The sequence below is a fragment of the Nocardia acididurans genome (assembly GCF_016741815.1).
Lineage (GTDB): Bacteria > Actinomycetota > Actinomycetes > Mycobacteriales > Mycobacteriaceae > Nocardia > Nocardia acididurans.
On record NZ_JAERRJ010000017.1, the window covers coordinates 19,942 to 36,217 of the forward strand.

Consider the following 16,276-nt stretch of genomic DNA (forward strand, 5'->3'; position numbering starts at 1 on the left):
TTTGTGGAGCTAAGGGGAATCGAACCCCTGACCTTCTCGATGCGAACGAGACGCGCTACCAACTGCGCTATAGCCCCAGCCGCTGACCGTTTCCGGCCTGCGGGAAAGAACTTTAGCAGGTGGGGTGGGGAGACTCCGAATCGGCTGGTTATGGGGGGTTTTACTAGGGTTGGGGGATGGATATGACGGGGTTTACGGGGATGGTGGACGGGTGGGAGGAGAGGGTTCGGGGGATGCTCGGCGGGTCGGCTGTGCCGGGGTTGGCGGAGGGGCGGATGCGGGTGTTGGGGGCGGGGATGGACAGTGTGGCGCTGCTGGTGGAGGGCGGGGGCGGGGAGTTCGTGGTGCGGTTGCCGAAGGGGCGGGATGGGGCGGAGGGGGTTGCTCGGGAGGCTCGGGTGTTGCCGGAGCTGGGGGAGCGGGTTTCGTTGCCGATTCCTCGGTTCGCGTTCTTGGCGGGGAATCCGTTGGGGCCGGGGGAGTGCTGTGTTTATGCGGCGGTGCCGGGGGAGTCGTTGGGGGCGGATGAGTGGCGGGAGCGGGGGATGTTGGCGGACGATGCGGTGGCGGGGGCGGTGGGGCGGTTCATCGACGAGGTGCAGGGGTTTCCGGTGGGGCGGGCGATGGAGCTCGGGGTGCCGGTGCGGGATATGCGGGGGGAGTTCGCGGAGGATTTGGAATCGGTTCGGGCGCAGGTGGTTCCGCTGTTGTCCGAGCGGGTGGGGCGGGCGTTGGTGGAGCGGTGGGAGGGGTATCTCGCGGAGGCGGGGAACTTCGGGTACACGCCTACTGTGATGCACGGGGATGTGAGTCTCGATCATCTGTTGGTGACCGGGAATCGGGTCAGTGGGGTGATCGATTTCGGGGATCTGCAGATCGGGGATCCGGACTTCGATCTGTGTTATCTGTTCATGGGGGCGGGGGCGGAATTCGTTGGGCGGGTGCAGGATCGGCGGGGGCGGGCGTTCGATGAGCGGCTGCGGAGGAAGTTGGTGTTCTGGGCGTGCGCGGATTCGGCTATCGACGCGCTGCACGGGATCGAGCACGGGATGGTGGAGTTCACCGAGTGGAGTGTGCGGCGAATCGGGGTGGCGCTGCAGGAGTTCGGGGGTCAGGCGGGGGTGCTGTAGGAGTCGAGGACTCGCAGGAAGAGGTCTACGCGCTGGGCCTGGACGGCGGGGTTGCCGGGTTCCAGGAGGCATTGGGCGAGGGTGCCGTCGTGGACGGCTACCAGGGCGCGGCCGAGCGCGGTGGGATCGGGGACGCGGCGGCCCATGCGCTCCAGGAGGCGGACCACGACGGGGGTGAGGGCGCTGCTGATCGCGGCCTCGCGGGCGACCATGACCTGGCGCAGCGGCGGGTGGCGCAGGGCGTGGGCGGTGAATTCGGAAGTGATGCGGAACCACTTGTCGTCCACGGGAACCGCTTCGAGGATGTGTTCGACCACGCGGCGCGGGTCGGAGACGTCGATGGCGGTGTCGTCGTCGAGGAAGGCGGTCACCTGGGCGAGCATGGCGGCGGAACGCTGCTCCCACATGGCGAGGAAGAGTTCGTCCAGTGAGGTGAAGTTGGAGTAGAAGGCGCCGCGGGTGTAGCCGGCGCGGTCGCAGAGCTGTTCGACGGTGCAGCGGCCGAGGCCGTCCTCGGCGAAGGCTTCGAAGGCGGCGTCCAGCAGCCGCTGCCTGGTTTCCGAGCGGCGGCGTTTCACCCGCACGGGCGAGGTTGCGCCCTCCCCGGCGCTGCCGTTGACCGAATTTCCGCCCCTGCTCACCAACAGAGCGTAGCGCGGATGCCCGGCCGGTCCGGCCGGGGCGCGATCAATCCGGAAGCGGCCGAATATGCCTGATCACGGTGCGGGGCGGAGTCCGGCCGCGGTGGCGGCATCGGCGAAAACCGCCGCGATCATGGCGGGGGTGAGGCGTCCGGTGAAGGTGTTCTGCTGGCTCGGGTGGTAGCAGCCGAACACCGCCAGCGGGCCGCCGCCGGTGGCCGAATCCAGCACGGCGTGTGCGCCGTGGCCGAACCGTGGCCTGGGTTTCGGTACCGCCCAACCGGATTCGGCGAGCGCGGGGAACAATGCCTGCCAGCCCCAGCCGCCCAGGACCACGACGGCCCGCAGAGTCGGTGCGAGCAGCCGCAATTCGCGATCCAGCCAGTGCCGGCAGTTGTCGCGTTCGGTGGGCGTCGGCTTGTTGTCGGGCGGCGCGCAGTGCACGGGCGCGGTGACCCGCGCGCCGAGCAATCGCAAGCCGTCGTCGGCGCTGATACTCGTGGGCTGGTTGGCGAGCCCGTTGGCGTACATGGCCGCGATGAGCACGTCGGCGGCGCGGTCGCCGGTGAACATGCGCCCGGTCCGGTTGCCGCCGTGCGCGGCCGGAGCCAGGCCGACCACCAGTAGTCGCGCATCGTCGGGTCCGAGGCTCGGAACCGGTCGACCCCAGTAGGTTTCGTCGCGGAAGGCGGCGCGCTTCTCCCGCGCCACCTGTTCGCGCCACGCCACCAGTCGCGGACACGCGCGGCATGTGGTGATCTCGGTGTCCAGCTCGGCGATGGTGCGGCACACCCGACCGACTCAACCACATGCGCGGCGGCTGCGAGGCGAGGCGTGCGGACCGGCATACTGTGCGCCGGTAGCCGAGTGTTTGCAATAAAGAAGGGAACCGGCCCGTATGAGTGATCTCGTCGTGCTCGGCTCCGCCGTCGACGCCGCCCAGCGCGTGGGAAATACGCTGGGCGTGTTCGCTTTCGGGGTTTCCGGCGCGCTGCTGGCGGTGCGCAAACGATTCGATGTGGTCGGTATCGCGGTGCTGGCCGTGGCCACCGCGACCGGCGGCGGCATCATCCGCGATCTCATCATCGGCGAGACGCCGCCGACGGCCTTCGTGAATCCGATGCTGGCGGGAGTGGCGCTGCTGTCGGCGGTCGTCATCTTCTTCTGGCATCCGCCGCGCAAGCTGGTCCGCACACCGCTGCTGGTGGCCGACGCCATCGGGCTCGGCATCTTCTGCGTCACCGGCACGGTGACCGCCTTCCAGCACGACATGTCGACCTGGGCGTCCGCGGCCCTGGGCGTGGTGACCGCGGTGGGCGGCGGCATCATTCGCGATGTGCTGGCGGGCGTCACGCCCAGCGTGCTCAGCGACGGCGAGCTGTACGCGGTGCCCGCGCTGCTCGGCTCCGCGGTCACCGCCGCCCTGCTGCACTACGGCTGGTACACGTACTGGACGGGCGGTCTCGCCGGTGCGGGTGCGGTCGCCCTGCGGCTCGTCGCGCTGTGGCGGCACTGGCATGCCCCCGTCGCCCGCCCGCACCGCCGCCGTGACGCGGTGTGATCTCGGCCGGTGTCCGAGTGCGGGGGTGTGCTGCGTCCGGGCACGGTCCTGTGTGCCGGAGCGCGGGCACGATGTTCGCGCCGCGCCCGGCTTGATCTTGCGCCGCTTCCGCGCGTGATCTTGGGTCACGTCCCGCTGCGATCTTCCCCGGCGCGGGCAGCGCACCGGCAGGCGTTCGCATTCGGGCGTTCGATGCCCCCGCGACCAGGCACGACACACCTGCCGCAAGTCGCGCGCAGAGTCACATGTCGTGTCGCGGAACAGCGTCGGTGACGGTTGATAGCATGGCGAAGGTTGGCCGACGGGCTGTGCATCACATCTCCGAGAGAGTTCCTACCAATGCAGTTTGAGATCGTCGAGCGGGACGAGACGTGGGTGGCCGGGCTGCCGGTGCGCAGCCCCAAACGTGCCCTCGGGGAACTGCGCGATCACGACCTGGAAGTGGCCTGGGCCTCGGTCCTGCATCAGGAGCTGGGCGGTCCGCTGGCCTCGGCGTACACCGATTACGCGACCGAACTCGGCACCTACAACACGCAGATCGTCGGCTACCAGTGCGAGTCGTTCGAGCGGGTCACGCGCGGTCACATCGTGGCGCGACTACCGCGCGGCACCTATGCCCGGTTCTCTTCGGTGGGCAACTTCCCGCAGGTCATGACGGATCTGTGGACGCAGATCGCCTTCGCCGAGGAGCACAAGCAGATCAAGCGCACCTACTCCGGGGATTTCGAGTGCTACCCGCACGCCTACAAGATCGAGCTGTATCTGGCGGTCGAACCCTCATGACCTATTCGATCGTGGTCCGCTCCGGCGGCGTGTACGGCGGCCTCGTGGTGCCCCGGGTGCGGCCGAGCTTCAAGGTGAGCAACAGCGAGCTCATCGAATTCCTGCGCGACCGGCTGCGCGATCGTGAGGATGCCGCCGATCGTCCGCTGGCCACGGTGTACGTGCCGGATCCGGCGGGCAATTACAACGTGCTGGTGTCCTACGAGTACCCGACGCCGCACGACGTCCCGGCCGGCGATGTGCTGATCCGGGTTCCCAAGGGCGTGTACGCCCGCTTCCAGCCCAATGGCGACTACCACGATCCGTCCGAGGACGTGTGGGCGCAGGTCGACGACGCCACGGCGTCGGCGGAGATCACCCGGGCCTACCGGGAAGAGATCGAGATCTGGTCCGGTCCCACTGAACTGGAGCTTTTCATCTCCATCCTGGTTTGATTGCTGCAGATTAACTGAATCGGAACCGACCGGTCTCGTGGTTGTGATTCATGACTGATAGCAATGGTTTGACCAGCGCGGATTTCCGCATCCCCATTCGGGTTTCGGAACGTTTGCCGGACACCTGGACAATTTTATCCCCGTGACGGATACTCCCCTAGGTGCCCATGCCAGGCACGGTCGATACAGGACCGTATCGGGCGGGAGCTCGGTAGCCGCGTGGAGACATTGCAGTATATGGAGTGGGAACCTGATGGCAGTCGAATCGATCGCGCTCGTCCCGGCAGAAGGTGTTGGTGACGGCATGCTCCAATTTCACGATCCGCAGTCCGGATGCACATTCCTGGTGGGCACACCCCAGGCCGATCCGATGCTGTGGGCTGACTTCATGGCTGGAGCGCTCGCGGTTTATCGACATTACGGTGCCGAGGACGCCCTCGAATACGACACCGTGATCGACGGGCATACCACAACTCTTTTCTGTGTGGCGCTGAATTCCAGCGGGCGCGCGGTGGCCGGCGTACGCGCCGAGGGGCCGCATCGGCACGTCGACGAGGTGCACGCGGTGGCGAGCTGGGCCGGGCTGCCCGGCGAGTCGTCGTTCCGCCGGATGGTGGCCGACCAGATCCCCGACGGTGTCATCGAATGCAAGGCCGGATGGGTCGCCCGCGGTGTGGAAAACCGTGCGCAGCTTGCGGATTGGGTGGCGCGGGCGATCGTGCACTGCAGTGCGCTGCTCGGGGTGCGGTACGTGGTCGGGGTGGCCCCGGATCACGCGCTGCCGCGGTATCGCAGCAGCGGGGCGAAGGTGGCGTGGTGGGTGCCGCCGACCTCGTATCCGGACGAGCGGTACAGCACCGTGCCGGTGTGGTGGGATATGAACACGTTTCGGTCCGAGGCCACGGAATCGCAAGTGCGGCTGATTGATTCCGAATTGTCCGAGTTACTGGCGAGTGGGCCGGTTCCGCCGGTGTCCTGGACGCACGGTGAGGGCCTGGCCCCGGCATGACAACGGACCCTCGTGCCGCCTCGGAATACCGGCCGCGACTGCTCAACGAATTCGATCTTGAAGACAATGCGCGGCTCGCGGAATTACGCGCGGATGAAAGTATTGAATTTTCCGATTTGCGAGATTTGCTGCGGGCTGAATTCGATCTTCTGGTAGCGCCGCCGGAATCGGCGGAAGGCCCCGAATCGGACCGATGGGTTTATTTTCCGTGGCGACGCGCGGTGGTAGCTGTGCTCGGACCGCGACACATGCGCACGCTGCGGCTGGACCGCAACCGCAACAACCTCACCCGCACCGAACAGGACACACTGGCCCGGCAGGTCGTCGGCGTGGTCGGGCAGAGCGTCGGCCACGCGGTCGCGCACACGCTGGCCCTCGAGGGCAGCTGCGGCCGACTACGGCTCGCCGACTTCGACACCCTCGAACTCACCAACCTCAACCGCGTCCCCGGCACGCTGTTCGACATCGGCGTGAACAAGGCCGTGGTCACCGCCCGGCGCATCGCCGAACTCGACCCGTACCTCCCGGTCGAGATCGTCACCGCCCCCCTCGGCGAGGCGAGCATGGACGCCTTCCTCGACGGCCTGACCCTCGTGGTCGAGGAGTGCGACTCCCTGGACGTGAAACTCGCCGTCCGCGAAGCCGCCCGCCGCCACCGCCTCCCGCTGATCATGCAATCCAGCGACCGCGGCCTGCTCGACATCGAACGCTTCGACCTCGACCCCGCCCGCCTCCCCTTCCACGGCCTGCTCGGCGGCACCACCACCGCCGATCTCCGCGGCCTCTCCACCCGCGACAAGGCCCCCCACGTCATCCGCATCCTGGACGGCCGCAAACTCTCCACCCGCCTCGCCGCCAGCATGGTCGAAATCGGCGAAACCCTGAACAGCTGGCCCCAACTCGGCGGCGACGTCCAACTCGGCGGCGCCTCCGTGGCAGCCGCCGTCCGCCGCATCGGCCTCGCCAAACCCCTCCCGTCGGGCCGCACCCGCATGGATCTCGAGGACTGCCTCGACGACCTCACCGAACCCATGGCCGCCCCCGAAAAGACCTGGCCGCCCGAACAACCCGCCTCGATCGACGCAGTCTCCGGAGCGCCCGGCTCGGCGGAGCGCACCCGCGCGACCGATATCGCCGCCGTACTCCACTGCGCCCAGCTCGCCCCCTCCGGCGGCAACGCCCAACCGTGGACCCTGCGCGCCGACACCCACAGCATCACGATCTCCCTCGCCTCCGAACGCTCCTCCGCCATGGACATCGGCTTCCGCGGCAGCGCGCTCGCACTCGGCGCGGCCTGGTACAACGCCCGCGTAGCCGCCGCCGCCCTCGGCCTGCTCGGCCCCGCCGAACTGCGCCCCCGCGCCGGCATCGGCTCCGAGGGCATGCCCCGCGCCGACCGCTTCCGCCCCCGCGGCGCGGGCGTGGGCCAGGGTCTCCCCGAGGAATCACGCGTGCGCGCAGAGGTTCTGCTGCGTGAACCACCCGGTGACCCCGCACCGGACACCCCGCCGCGCGGACCCCACGGCGGTACCGCGCCCTGGCCTCCCCTCGAGGGCGTCGTCTCGGCGCAGCGGGGCCGGACCATGCCCTGGCTGCCCGCTGACCTGTGGCAGGGCCCCGACGGCGGTGCGGTGTGGATTCCGCCGAAGTCCGGACCGCAGGTGCGGCTCGGTGGGGCGACACCCTGGAACCCGGTCGCGTCCGCCGCTCCCGGTGTACTCGACGACGCGCCGGTGTCGCGGCCCGACGCACTGCGCGGCGGTGCGGAGAGCGGCCTGCGGGTGGGCGGCGCGGCGCTGCTGACGGCGGAGGTGCAGCTCGGCAACTGTACGGATTCCGTTCTGGCGCGGGACTATTCGTCGGTGCTGGCGCGGCACACCAATCGGCGGCTCGGGACCGGCGACCCGATTCCGGCGGAGGTGCTCGACACCCTGGCCGCGGCGGCCATCGAGGGCGGCGGCGGGCTGCGGTGGATCACCGGCAGGGCTGAGATCGATTCCGCCGCAGGGATACTCGGGGAGGCGGAGCGCATCCGGTGTCTGACGCCGCGATTGCATCAGGAGATGTTCGCGGAGCTCAGAGGGCCGGGGGACGACCTGCGGACGGGGCTGGACGTGCGGACCCTGGAATTGGCTCCGGGGGAGGCGGCGGTGCTGGAGATCGCGCGGCGCGCCGATGTGATGGGCGAGATTCGGTCCTGGGCGGGAGGTACGGCGTTGGGGAGACATACCGAGGATCAGGTCAGATCGGGGTCGGCTGTCGCGGTGGTGACTTTCGCGGCGCCACCGCCCGCCGACCCTTATGAGCTGGTCGCTTACGCGCGGGCGGGGGAGGCGCTGCAACGGGTTTGGGCGCGGGCGCAGCGGCACGGGCTGGCCGTCCAGCCGGTTTCGCCCGTGTTCCTGTACGCCCGACGGGCCGAGGAGCTGCATACTGTTTCCCCGGAGTTCGCCGATACACTAACGTCACTTCAGGGCCGCTTCCTGGACTTGTTGGGAGTGCCTGGGCACGAAACTGTGGCATTGGTACTCCGCCTTGGCTATGCGGCGGAGGTCACGGTTCGCAGCAGGCGACTTCCGGTTCCGGACGCGGAAACCCGCGGTTAGTGCGATCGGAGACAAAGTGCCTCGGCGAACGCTCGACTCACTGGTGACCCAGGTCGCCTCGGAGTTGATGGCCGTCGACGCCACCACGATGGTGGCGGCGAGTGAGCGCGTGCTCTCCTGGCTGGTGGAGCACTTCGACGTAGATTTCAGCTTCCTCCGACATACCGACCATGAGCGCCGCGCCTCGGTGCTCATCGCGGAGTGGCCGCATCGCACCGGCGGCAACGACACCGACCCGCTGCGGGTGGCCTACTTCGACGAGACCAACTCGGTCTTCGCCATGATGGAGCACTCCACCGAGCCGATGATCATCCGGCCGCGCCCGGAGTTCGACGATTATCAGAAGCTGATCGCCCAGTCCACGGGCATCCAGTCGGTGTCGGCCGCCGCCGTCCCGCTGGTGTCGCGCGGCGAGCCGACCGGCGTCCTCGGCTTCGTCAAAGAGGGCGACCGCGAGTGGAGCACCCGGGAGCTCAACGTGCTCAAGGCGATTGCCGCCCTGCTGGCCCAGCTGCAGGCGCGCGTGGTGGCCGAGGAGCGGCTGCGCTACATCGCCATGCACGACGATCTCACCGGCCTCGCCAACCGGCGCGCCTTACTCGAACATATGGAGGAGCGGCTGCGGCCCGGCAACCCCGGACCGGTGGCGGCCTTCTTCCTCGACCTCGATCGGCTCAAGGCGCTCAACGATTTCCTCGGCCACACCGCCGGGGACAATTTCATCCGCACCCTTGCCACCCGCCTGCGCGAGAACCTGGACCGCGGCGACATGATCGCCCGCCTGGGCGGCGACGAATTCGTCATCGTCCCGTCCAAACCCATGGACGCCGGGGCCGCCGACCTGGAGGCCACCCGCATCCAGCGCCTCATCGGCCGCCGCGTCACCGTCGGCGGCGAAACCGTCAGCCGTGGCGCGAGTGTCGGTGTGGCGGTGGGCATCCCGGGCGAGACCACGGTCGCCGACGTGCTGCGCCGCGCCGACCACGCCCTGCTCTCGGCCAAATCCAGCGGCGGCAACGGCGTCGCGGTCTTCACCGACGCCATGCGCGCCCAGTTCGAACTGCAGGACGATGTCGAGCTGAACCTGCGCGGCGCGGTCTCCGACGGCTCGCTGCTGCTGCACTATCAGCCCGAGGTGGACCTGCGCACCGGTCGCCTGGTCGCGCTGGAGGCCCTGGTGCGCTGGCAGCATCCCACCCGCGGGCTGCTACCGCCCGGCGCGTTCGTGGGCGTCGCGGAGGCCACCAACCTCGCCGGTGAACTCGGCCGCTGGGTGATCCGCTCGGCGTGTGAGCAGTTCGCCTCCTGGCGGCGTCGCGGTCTGGCCTCGAATGTGGTGATCCGCATCAATGTGTCTCCGGTGCAGCTGGTTTCGCTGGATTTCGTGGAGACCATGGAGGGCATACTGCGCCGGTTCGGCATCGACGGCTCCTCGGTCTGCCTGGAGATCACCGAGCATGTGGTGGTGCAGGATCTGGCCAGAACGCAGGTGACGCTGCGCGGCCTCAAGCGCATGGGCGTGCAGATCGCCATCGACGATTTCGGCACCGGATATTCCTCGCTGTCGCATCTCAAGGCGCTACCCGTGGACGCGGTGAAGATCGACCGTGGTTTCGTGCAGCGTCTCGGCGCCAGCGCCGATGATCTCGCGATCGTGAAATCCATTGTGGGCCTGGCGGGCTCGTTCGGCCTGGGGGTGGTCGGTGAGGGCGTGGAGACCACGGTCGCCGCTCGCACCCTGGTCGCGCTCGGCTGCTATCGCGCCCAGGGCTTCCTGATCGCGCGCCCCATGCCGGCCGACGAGGTGGAGACGCATCTGGCGTCCGGGCGCATTGCGCTCGACCTCGATCTGCCCGGTACCGGCCGGGCCGCCGCCCCCTGAATCGCCGGGGTGGTTTTCCGCTGAAACCCAAGGAAAATAGGGGCGTGTCGGGTATTTACCCGACTCGCGAACACCAATGTTCGTGTAGTAGCGTGCGCGCTGACACTGCTGTCAATTTGAGGATGGATTCGGGTGGGCGGTCGCAGCCTTAACGGCAAGAAAACACTGATAACCGGCGCTGCCAGCGGTATCGGCCGTGCCACCGCACTGGCGTCGTCCCGCAAGGGCGCGCCCCTGGTCCTCACGGACGTGAACGCCGAGGGCCTGGACGAGACGGTCGGTCTCGTGCGCGCCGAAGGCGGCACGGTCGACCTCTACGAGGCCCTCGACATCAGCGATTACGACGCGGTGACCGCGTTCGCCAAGCGCGTGCACGATCAACTCGGCTCGCTCGACGTGGTCATGAACATCGCCGGCGTCTCCACCTGGGGCACCGTCGAGAACCTCGAACACCGCCATTGGAAGAAGATGGTGGACGTCAACCTCATGGGCCCGATCCACGTCATCGAGAACTTCATCCCGCCCATGGTGCACGCGAAACGCGGTGGGGCACTGGTGAATGTGTCCTCGGCCGCCGGTCTGCTCGCCCTGCCCTGGCATGCCGCGTACTCGGCCAGCAAGTTCGGTCTGCGCGGCGTCTCCGATGTGCTGCGCTTCGATCTGGAACGGCACGGCATCAAGGTGCACCTGGTGGTGCCCGGCGCGGTGGACACCCCGCTGGTGCACTCGGTCGACATCGTCGGCGCGGATCGTGACGATCCGCGAATCCAGTACTGGATCAAGCGATTCCGCAAGCACGCGCGCAAGCCCGAGCAGGTCGCCGACATCATCGTGCGCGGGGTCGAGAAGGGCACCTACCTGGTGCACACCCAGTTCGACATCCGCTTCGGCTACTGGTGGGCGCGAAAGTTCGCCTGGCCCTACGAATTCGTGATGCGCCGGGCCAACGCGCTGTTCACGACCTTCCTGCCGGAGGAGCAGCGCTAGCCGCGCCCGCCGCCTCGGGCGCGCACCCCTTGTCCTCGGGTTTGGCGCAGTTCTTGGCCGCGTACACGTCGAGGGTGCGCGCGCCCGGTCCCTCGTCGCCCAGATGATCGTGAATATTGACGATCTTGCAGCTGCCCAGCGACAGGCAGCCGCAGCCGATGCACCCGGACAGGTTGTCGCGCAAGGCGATCAGCTGTTCGATGCGCTCGTCCAGATCCTCCCGCCACATGGTGGACAGGTTCTCCCAGTCGCGCCGGGTGGGGGTGCGGCCGTCCGGCAGGTTGTCCAGCGCCTTGCGGATCTCGGCGAGCGGAATCCCGACACGCTGTGAGATGCGGATGAAGGCGACCCGGCGCAGGGTTTCCCGGGGGTAGCGGCGCTGGTTGCCACTGGTTCGTCGGGCTGTGATGAGGCCCTCACGTTCGTAGAAATGCAAGGCGGACACCGAAACTCCGGCGCGTTGGGCCAGCTGACCGGGGGTCAGCTCCTTGGCCTGCCAGGACACGTGCTCCATACCTGAACATTACTGAAGGTTTTTCCCCGGCGCGAATTGCATGCCATCTTTGCTGTGGGGAACTACCGTCAGGTTATGGGAACCGAGGCCGCACCCCCGGCGCGACCGTTTTCCGTGACCTCGGAGGTCGGCGCACTGCGCACGGTGCTTCTGCACCGGCCCGGCGACGAACTGCGCCGGCTCACGCCTCGCAACAACGATCAACTGCTGTTCGACGGCATCCCCTGGGTGGAGCGCGCCCAGCAGGAGCACGACACCTTCGCCGAGGTGTTGCGGAGTCGTGGCGTCGAAGTGTTGCTGCTGGCCGATCTGCTCGCCGAAACCCTGCGGGTGAGCGGGGCCGCGCGGATCCAGGGCATCTCCGGTGCGGTGGACGCGCGCCGCCTCGGGCACACCCTGGCCGACGAGCTGGCCGCCTACCTGCGCACGGTGCCCGCACCCGACCTCGCCGACATCCTCATGACGGGGATGACCTTCGACGAGCTACCCTTCGGGCCGGACGCCACCTCGCTGGTGCGGCGCATGCACCACGGGCACGACTTCGTCATCGACCCGCTGCCCAATCTGCTGTTCACCCGCGATTCCTCACTGTGGGTGGGTAATCGGTTCGCCATCACCTCGCTGGCCATGCCCGCCCGGCAGCGTGAGACCTCGCTGACCGATCTGATCTACGCCTTCCATCCACGGTTCCTGCGGGTGCGGCGCGCCTACGAATCGCACACCGCGCCCATCGAGGGCGGTGACGTGCTGCTGCTCGCCAAGGGTGTGGTGGCCATCGGCGTCGGCGAGCGCACCACACCGGCCGGCGCGGAAGCCTTGGCGCGCAGCCTGTTCGAGGACGATCTGGCGCACACCGTGCTGGTGGTGCCGATCGCGCAGATGCGTGCCACCATGCATCTGGACACCGTGTGCACCATGGTCGACGTGGACGCGGTCGTCATGTACCCGGCGGTACAGGACTCCCTGTGCGCCTTCACCATTCGAAAAGAAGACACCGGCGTGCACATCGCCGGACCCGATCCCTTCCTGAAGGCGGCGGCCGAGGCCATGGGGATCGGGAAACTGCGGGTCGTCGATACCGGCTTGGACGGTGTCACCGCCGAACGAGAACAGTGGGACGACGGCAACAACACCCTCGCGGTGGCCCCCGGCGTCGTCGTGGCCTACGAACGCAATGAAATGACCAACGCGCGGCTCACCGACGCCGGAATCGAGGTGCTGCCCATCCCCGGATCCGAATTGGGTTCCGGCCGAGGCGGTCCGCGCTGCATGTCCTGCCCGCTCGCGCGTGACGAGGTGTGAAAAGCCATGCTGGACATCCCGGTTGACCATCACTCGGCGGTCCCACCGTACGAGCAGCTGCGTCAGGGCGTCGTGGCCCGGGTGAGGTCGGGTGAACTGGCCGCCGGGACGAAGATCCCCACGGTGCGCGCCCTTGCGGCGCAACTCAAACTCGCGCCCAATACGGTGGCGCGGGCCTACCGGGAGCTGGAACAGGACGGCGTCCTGGAAACCCGGGGGCGACTAGGGTCCTTCATCGCCTCCTCCGGCGATCCCACCCGGGACGTGGCGGGGCGGGCCGCCACCGAATACGTCGCGGTCATCCGGCGACTCGGCCTGGACGACGAGGCGGCGCTGCGCTACCTGCGCGCGGCGCTCGGCGAGACGACTCCGACGCCCTGAGTCCCTCCGGTGCGGGGCCTATCTCCAGCTGGGCAGCCAGAGGTGGTCGTGCCAGTCGGCGGGTGTGATCGACATGCCCGTGAGAATCGGCCACAACCAGATGAAGTTGGCGATCACCAGGCCCAGATACAGGCAGACCAGTAGCAGCCCGAGCCCCTGCCGCTCACTCGGCGGCGTGAAGTTCTGCAGCCCCGGAATGCCCGTTAGTCGCCGCCCGCTGGGTGGCGCGTGCCCGAGGATGTCGCCGAGCGCGAGCGCCACGCCCATCACCAGGAACGGGGCCAGCGGCACCGCGTAGAAGTAGTACATCTGCCGGTCCAGCGACAGGAACCACGGCAGCAGGCCCGCCGAGTACGCGACCAGCACCGCCGCGTACCGCCAGTCGCGGCGCACCACCGTGCGCCACAGCGCCCACGCCAGCATGGGGAAGGCCACCCACCAGATGGCGGGCGTGCCGATCAGCATGACCGCGCGCACGCACTGGCCCTGCCCGCAGCCGGTCACATTGGAGTCGGCGTAGTAGTAGAGCATCGGCCGCAGCCCCATCGGCCACGTCCACGGCTTCGATTCCCACGGATGGTGATTGCCCGCCGAATTGGTGAGCCCCTCGTGGAAGGTGAGCACCTCGCCGCCGTAGAACCACAGCGAGCGCAGCGCCGACGGCACCCACGCGAACATGCCGCCCTCACCGACGCGCACGCCCACCGAATACCGGTCGTAACTGGTCTCCCCGGCGAACCACGCCCAGAAACTGCCCATGTACACCAGGAACGGAATCACCACGAGCGCGTATCCGGTGGGGATCAGATCGCGGACCGCGACCCCCGCCCACGGCCGCCGCACCCGGTATCCGCGCCGTGCCGCCAGATCGAAGGCCAGGCTCAGCAGCGCGAACGCGGCCACGTAGTACAGCCCCGACCATTTCACGCCGCAGGCCAGCCCGAGCATGATGCCCGCCCCGAACCGCCACCAGCGCACCCCGAACCGCGGCCCGAACTCGCTGTCGTCAAGTCTGCCCTCGGCCTCGACTCTGGCCATGCGACTTCGCATCTCGTCGCGATCCACGATGAGACAGCCGAAAGCCGCTGTGACGAACAGGGCTTGGAAGATGTCCAGCATCCCGAGCCGCGACGAGACGAAGGTGAGCCCGTCCGCGATGAGCAGGATCCCCGCGAACGCGCCGATCAGCGTGGACCGCGTCATCCGGCGCACGATGCGAATCACCAGCAGTACCAGGATGGTTCCCGACACCGCCGCCGTGAACCGCCACCCCCACGGCGTGTACCCGAAGATCGCCTCCCCGAGGGCGATCATGTGCTTGCCGACCGGCGGATGCACCACCAGCCCGTACGCCGGATTGTCCTCGGCCCCGCCGTTGGTGAGCGCCTGCCACCCCTGCGGCGCGTAATGCTTCTCGTCGAACACCGGTGTCCGCGCATCCGTCGGATACTGCAGATTGATGAACCGCGTGAGCGCGGCGATCGCCGTCAGGAACAGCGTGACCGCCCACCCCCGGGCCCAATCCGTCGGCCCGTACTCGGGCGAGGGACGCAACGGCGCCGGACTGGACATCGCCACCCCCGCCTCCATAGCTGGCGGTCGCACGTCGGTCACCTGGGTCACGCCCCCGATCGTATGCGGTCCCCCACCCGCGAGTCGCGCCCCGGTGAGTCGTCGGCACACGCCGTCGGTGCCCGGCCTTGTCCCATGCGGACCACACCGTTCCCGGCCCGATCCACAATGCCGACCCGAAAACCACGGAAGGACAGGTGTGAAACGCTCGGGGTGGTGCGCTCGGGCCGGACCATCACCCGACAAGCCGATAGGAGCGTGGAGGGGGCCAGGCCACCCTCGCCAAGTCCGCGTGTGGGGTGATGCGGCTGCGGCCGTATGGTTTTTGCTGGGCCGAATGTCGAACGACCCGATCGTCGAGCGAGGAATGGGAGTGCGATGAGCGCGGAACCGAGTGCGGCGGGCCGACTGGTGCTGGCCGCTACGCCCATGGGCGATATCGGGGACGCGTCGCAGCGGCTGCGGGACGCTCTGGCGTCGGCGGACGTCGTCGCGGCCGAGGACACCCGGCGCACGCGCTCGCTCGCCAAGGCGCTCGAGGTGGAGATCAGCGGGCGGGTGGTGAGCTTCTACGACCATGTGGAGACCGCGCGAATCCCGATGCTGCTGGAGGAGATCGAGAACGGCCGCACGGTGCTGCTCGTGACCGATGCGGGCATGCCTTCGGTCAGCGACCCCGGATATCGCATGGTGGCCGCGTGTGTCGGCCGTGATCTGCCGATCACCTGTCTCCCCGGCCCGTCCGCCGTCACCACCGCGCTCGCTCTCTCCGGCCTGCCTGTCGAACGGTTCTGCTTCGACGGATTTCCGCCGCGCAAGTCCGGGCAGCGCAAGGAATGGCTGCGCACCCTCGCGGCCGAACCTCGCGCCTGCGTCTTCTTCGAAGCGCCGCACCGTCTCGCCGACTGTCTCGCGGACGCGGTGGAGGTGCTCGGAGCCGAGCGCCGGGCGGCGGTGTGTCGTGAGCTGACCAAGACCTACGAGGAGGTCGTGCGCGGGACATTGGCCGAGCTGGCGGCCTGGGCGGTGGACGGTGCGCGCGGCGAGATCACCGTGGTTCTCGAAGGCGCGCAACCGGTTTCCGCTGATCCGGAGGATCTGGTGGACCGGGTGGAAGAGTTGGTCGGCAAGGGGCTGCGGCTCAAGGACGCGTGCGGCGAGGTCGCCGCCGCCACCGGGGTGTCGCGAAAAGAGCTCTACGACGCCGTTCTCGCTGCTCGCGCAACCTAGTGAGCTTCAACCCGTGATGTCGCCTCAAGGGTCGCTCGCGAAATCGCGCTGTCATCCTCAGTAGCGCCTGGTGTTTCGAGCGGCTCGGCGCAGGGCTCGTGCCCTGATGCCGGGGGCTTATGCGAACAGCCCCTGGCGTATCGCGCCGTTGCCCCCGCCCGCTCTCCGCACGGCGGCCTTCCAGCACGCCCCCTCTCGGGCGCTTCGGCAAGGTCCAGTGCGGCAAGGGTTCCCGGGCGGTGGC

15 protein-coding genes and 1 tRNA gene are annotated in these 16,276 nt (G+C 68.5%); 11 read left to right on the forward strand and 5 right to left on the reverse strand.

Annotation, left to right across the window (positions count from 1 at the left end):
• Positions 1–4 precede the first annotated feature (4 nt).
• A tRNA-Ala gene (locus JK358_RS34350) sits at positions 5–77 on the reverse strand.
• A gap of 198 nt (positions 78–275) precedes the next feature.
• Here JK358_RS34350 and JK358_RS34355 point away from each other — a divergent pair.
• Positions 276–1,130 (forward strand): phosphotransferase family protein, encoded by an 855-nt coding sequence (locus tag JK358_RS34355; protein WP_269811970.1) that lies wholly within the window; start codon positions 276–278, stop codon positions 1,128–1,130.
• Here JK358_RS34355 and JK358_RS34360 read toward each other — a convergent pair.
• Positions 1,112–1,771: a TetR/AcrR family transcriptional regulator gene (locus JK358_RS34360; protein WP_307817881.1), complete on the reverse strand. Its 660-nt coding sequence runs from the start codon at positions 1,769–1,771 to the stop codon at positions 1,112–1,114. The genes JK358_RS34355 and JK358_RS34360 overlap by 19 nt on opposite strands.
• A 75-nt stretch (positions 1,772–1,846) precedes the next feature.
• Positions 1,847–2,563: a uracil-DNA glycosylase gene (locus JK358_RS34365; protein ID WP_201956141.1), complete on the reverse strand. Its 717-nt coding sequence runs from the start codon at positions 2,561–2,563 to the stop codon at positions 1,847–1,849.
• A gap of 106 nt (positions 2,564–2,669) precedes the next feature.
• Here JK358_RS34365 and JK358_RS34370 point away from each other — a divergent pair, with 106 nt between their 5' ends.
• The 7 genes from JK358_RS34370 to JK358_RS34400 all read left to right on the forward strand — a co-directional run bounded on the left by JK358_RS34370 (position 2,670) and on the right by JK358_RS34400 (position 11,033).
• Positions 2,670–3,332, forward strand: coding sequence for a trimeric intracellular cation channel family protein (locus JK358_RS34370; RefSeq protein ID WP_201956143.1), 663 nt, complete (start codon positions 2,670–2,672; stop codon positions 3,330–3,332).
• A 339-nt stretch (positions 3,333–3,671) separates the two neighbouring features.
• Positions 3,672–4,115, forward strand: a complete 444-nt coding sequence (locus tag JK358_RS34375) for a GyrI-like domain-containing protein (RefSeq protein ID WP_201956146.1) — start codon at positions 3,672–3,674, stop codon at positions 4,113–4,115.
• A complete protein-coding gene (locus JK358_RS34380; protein ID WP_201956148.1) occupies positions 4,112–4,549 on the forward strand; it encodes an effector binding domain-containing protein in 438 nt (145 codons plus the stop codon). The genes JK358_RS34375 and JK358_RS34380 overlap by 4 nt, the downstream gene beginning before the upstream one ends.
• Positions 4,550–4,802: 253 nt before the next feature.
• Positions 4,803–5,558: a hypothetical protein gene (locus JK358_RS34385; protein WP_201956152.1), complete on the forward strand. Its 756-nt coding sequence runs from the start codon at positions 4,803–4,805 to the stop codon at positions 5,556–5,558.
• The gene (locus JK358_RS39650) at positions 5,555–8,164 is read left to right on the forward strand and encodes an Rv1355c family protein (protein ID WP_232852405.1); all 2,610 of its coding nucleotides are present in this window, start codon (positions 5,555–5,557) and stop codon (positions 8,162–8,164) included. The genes JK358_RS34385 and JK358_RS39650 overlap by 4 nt, the downstream gene beginning before the upstream one ends.
• A gap of 67 nt (positions 8,165–8,231) precedes the next feature.
• Positions 8,232–10,046, forward strand: a complete 1,815-nt coding sequence (locus JK358_RS34395) for a putative bifunctional diguanylate cyclase/phosphodiesterase (RefSeq protein WP_232852421.1) — start codon at positions 8,232–8,234, stop codon at positions 10,044–10,046.
• Positions 10,047–10,178: 132 nt separating this feature from the next.
• On the forward strand, positions 10,179–11,033 hold the full coding sequence (locus JK358_RS34400) for an SDR family oxidoreductase (RefSeq protein WP_201956154.1): 855 nt from the start codon (positions 10,179–10,181) through the stop codon (positions 11,031–11,033).
• Here the strand turns inward: JK358_RS34400 and soxR are convergent.
• Positions 11,002–11,547: a redox-sensitive transcriptional activator SoxR gene (soxR, locus tag JK358_RS34405; RefSeq protein WP_201956156.1), complete on the reverse strand. Its 546-nt coding sequence runs from the start codon at positions 11,545–11,547 to the stop codon at positions 11,002–11,004. The genes JK358_RS34400 and soxR overlap by 32 nt on opposite strands.
• 75 nt (positions 11,548–11,622) lie before the next feature.
• Here soxR and arcA point away from each other — a divergent pair, with 75 nt between their 5' ends.
• Complete coding sequence (gene arcA, locus JK358_RS34410; RefSeq protein WP_201956165.1) at positions 11,623–12,849, forward strand: arginine deiminase; 1,227 nt, start codon at positions 11,623–11,625, stop codon at positions 12,847–12,849.
• Between the two features lie 6 nt (positions 12,850–12,855).
• Positions 12,856–13,230, forward strand: coding sequence for a GntR family transcriptional regulator (locus JK358_RS34415; RefSeq protein WP_201956168.1), 375 nt, complete (start codon positions 12,856–12,858; stop codon positions 13,228–13,230).
• An 18-nt stretch (positions 13,231–13,248) separates the two neighbouring features.
• Here the strand turns inward: JK358_RS34415 and JK358_RS34420 are convergent, their stop codons facing one another.
• A complete protein-coding gene (locus tag JK358_RS34420) occupies positions 13,249–14,802 on the reverse strand; it encodes a dolichyl-phosphate-mannose--protein mannosyltransferase (protein ID WP_201956524.1) in 1,554 nt (517 codons plus the stop codon).
• A gap of 378 nt (positions 14,803–15,180) precedes the next feature.
• On the opposite strand from JK358_RS34420, the gene rsmI reads away from it, so the two are divergent.
• Entirely contained in the window at positions 15,181–16,032 is an 852-nt protein-coding gene (rsmI, locus tag JK358_RS34425) for a 16S rRNA (cytidine(1402)-2'-O)-methyltransferase (RefSeq protein ID WP_201956170.1), read from the forward strand.
• The last annotated feature ends 244 nt before the right edge of the window (positions 16,033–16,276 follow it).

What these genes read in the sequence shown, in the direction of transcription:
- JK358_RS34415 (WP_201956168.1), top strand. Translation starts at nt 12,856, where the DNA reads ATGCTGGACATCCCGGTTGACCATCACTCGGCGGTCCCACCGTACGAG.
- JK358_RS34355 (WP_269811970.1), top strand. Translation starts at nt 276, where the DNA reads ATGCGGGTGTTGGGGGCGGGGATGGACAGTGTGGCGCTGCTGGTGGAG.
- JK358_RS34370 (WP_201956143.1), top strand. Translation starts at nt 2,670, where the DNA reads ATGAGTGATCTCGTCGTGCTCGGCTCCGCCGTCGACGCCGCCCAGCGC.
- JK358_RS34395 (WP_232852421.1), top strand. Translation starts at nt 8,232, where the DNA reads ATGGCCGTCGACGCCACCACGATGGTGGCGGCGAGTGAGCGCGTGCTC.
- JK358_RS34380 (WP_201956148.1), top strand. Translation starts at nt 4,112, where the DNA reads ATGACCTATTCGATCGTGGTCCGCTCCGGCGGCGTGTACGGCGGCCTC.
- soxR (WP_201956156.1), bottom strand. Translation starts at nt 11,547, where the DNA reads ATGGAGCACGTGTCCTGGCAGGCCAAGGAGCTGACCCCCGGTCAGCTG.
- JK358_RS34385 (WP_201956152.1), top strand. Translation starts at nt 4,803, where the DNA reads ATGGCAGTCGAATCGATCGCGCTCGTCCCGGCAGAAGGTGTTGGTGAC.
- JK358_RS39650 (WP_232852405.1), top strand. Translation starts at nt 5,555, where the DNA reads ATGACAACGGACCCTCGTGCCGCCTCGGAATACCGGCCGCGACTGCTC.
- arcA (WP_201956165.1), top strand. Translation starts at nt 11,623, where the DNA reads ATGGGAACCGAGGCCGCACCCCCGGCGCGACCGTTTTCCGTGACCTCG.
- rsmI (WP_201956170.1), top strand. Translation starts at nt 15,181, where the DNA reads ATGAGCGCGGAACCGAGTGCGGCGGGCCGACTGGTGCTGGCCGCTACG.
- JK358_RS34420 (WP_201956524.1), bottom strand. Translation starts at nt 14,802, where the DNA reads ATGTCCAGTCCGGCGCCGTTGCGTCCCTCGCCCGAGTACGGGCCGACG.
- JK358_RS34375 (WP_201956146.1), top strand. Translation starts at nt 3,672, where the DNA reads ATGCAGTTTGAGATCGTCGAGCGGGACGAGACGTGGGTGGCCGGGCTG.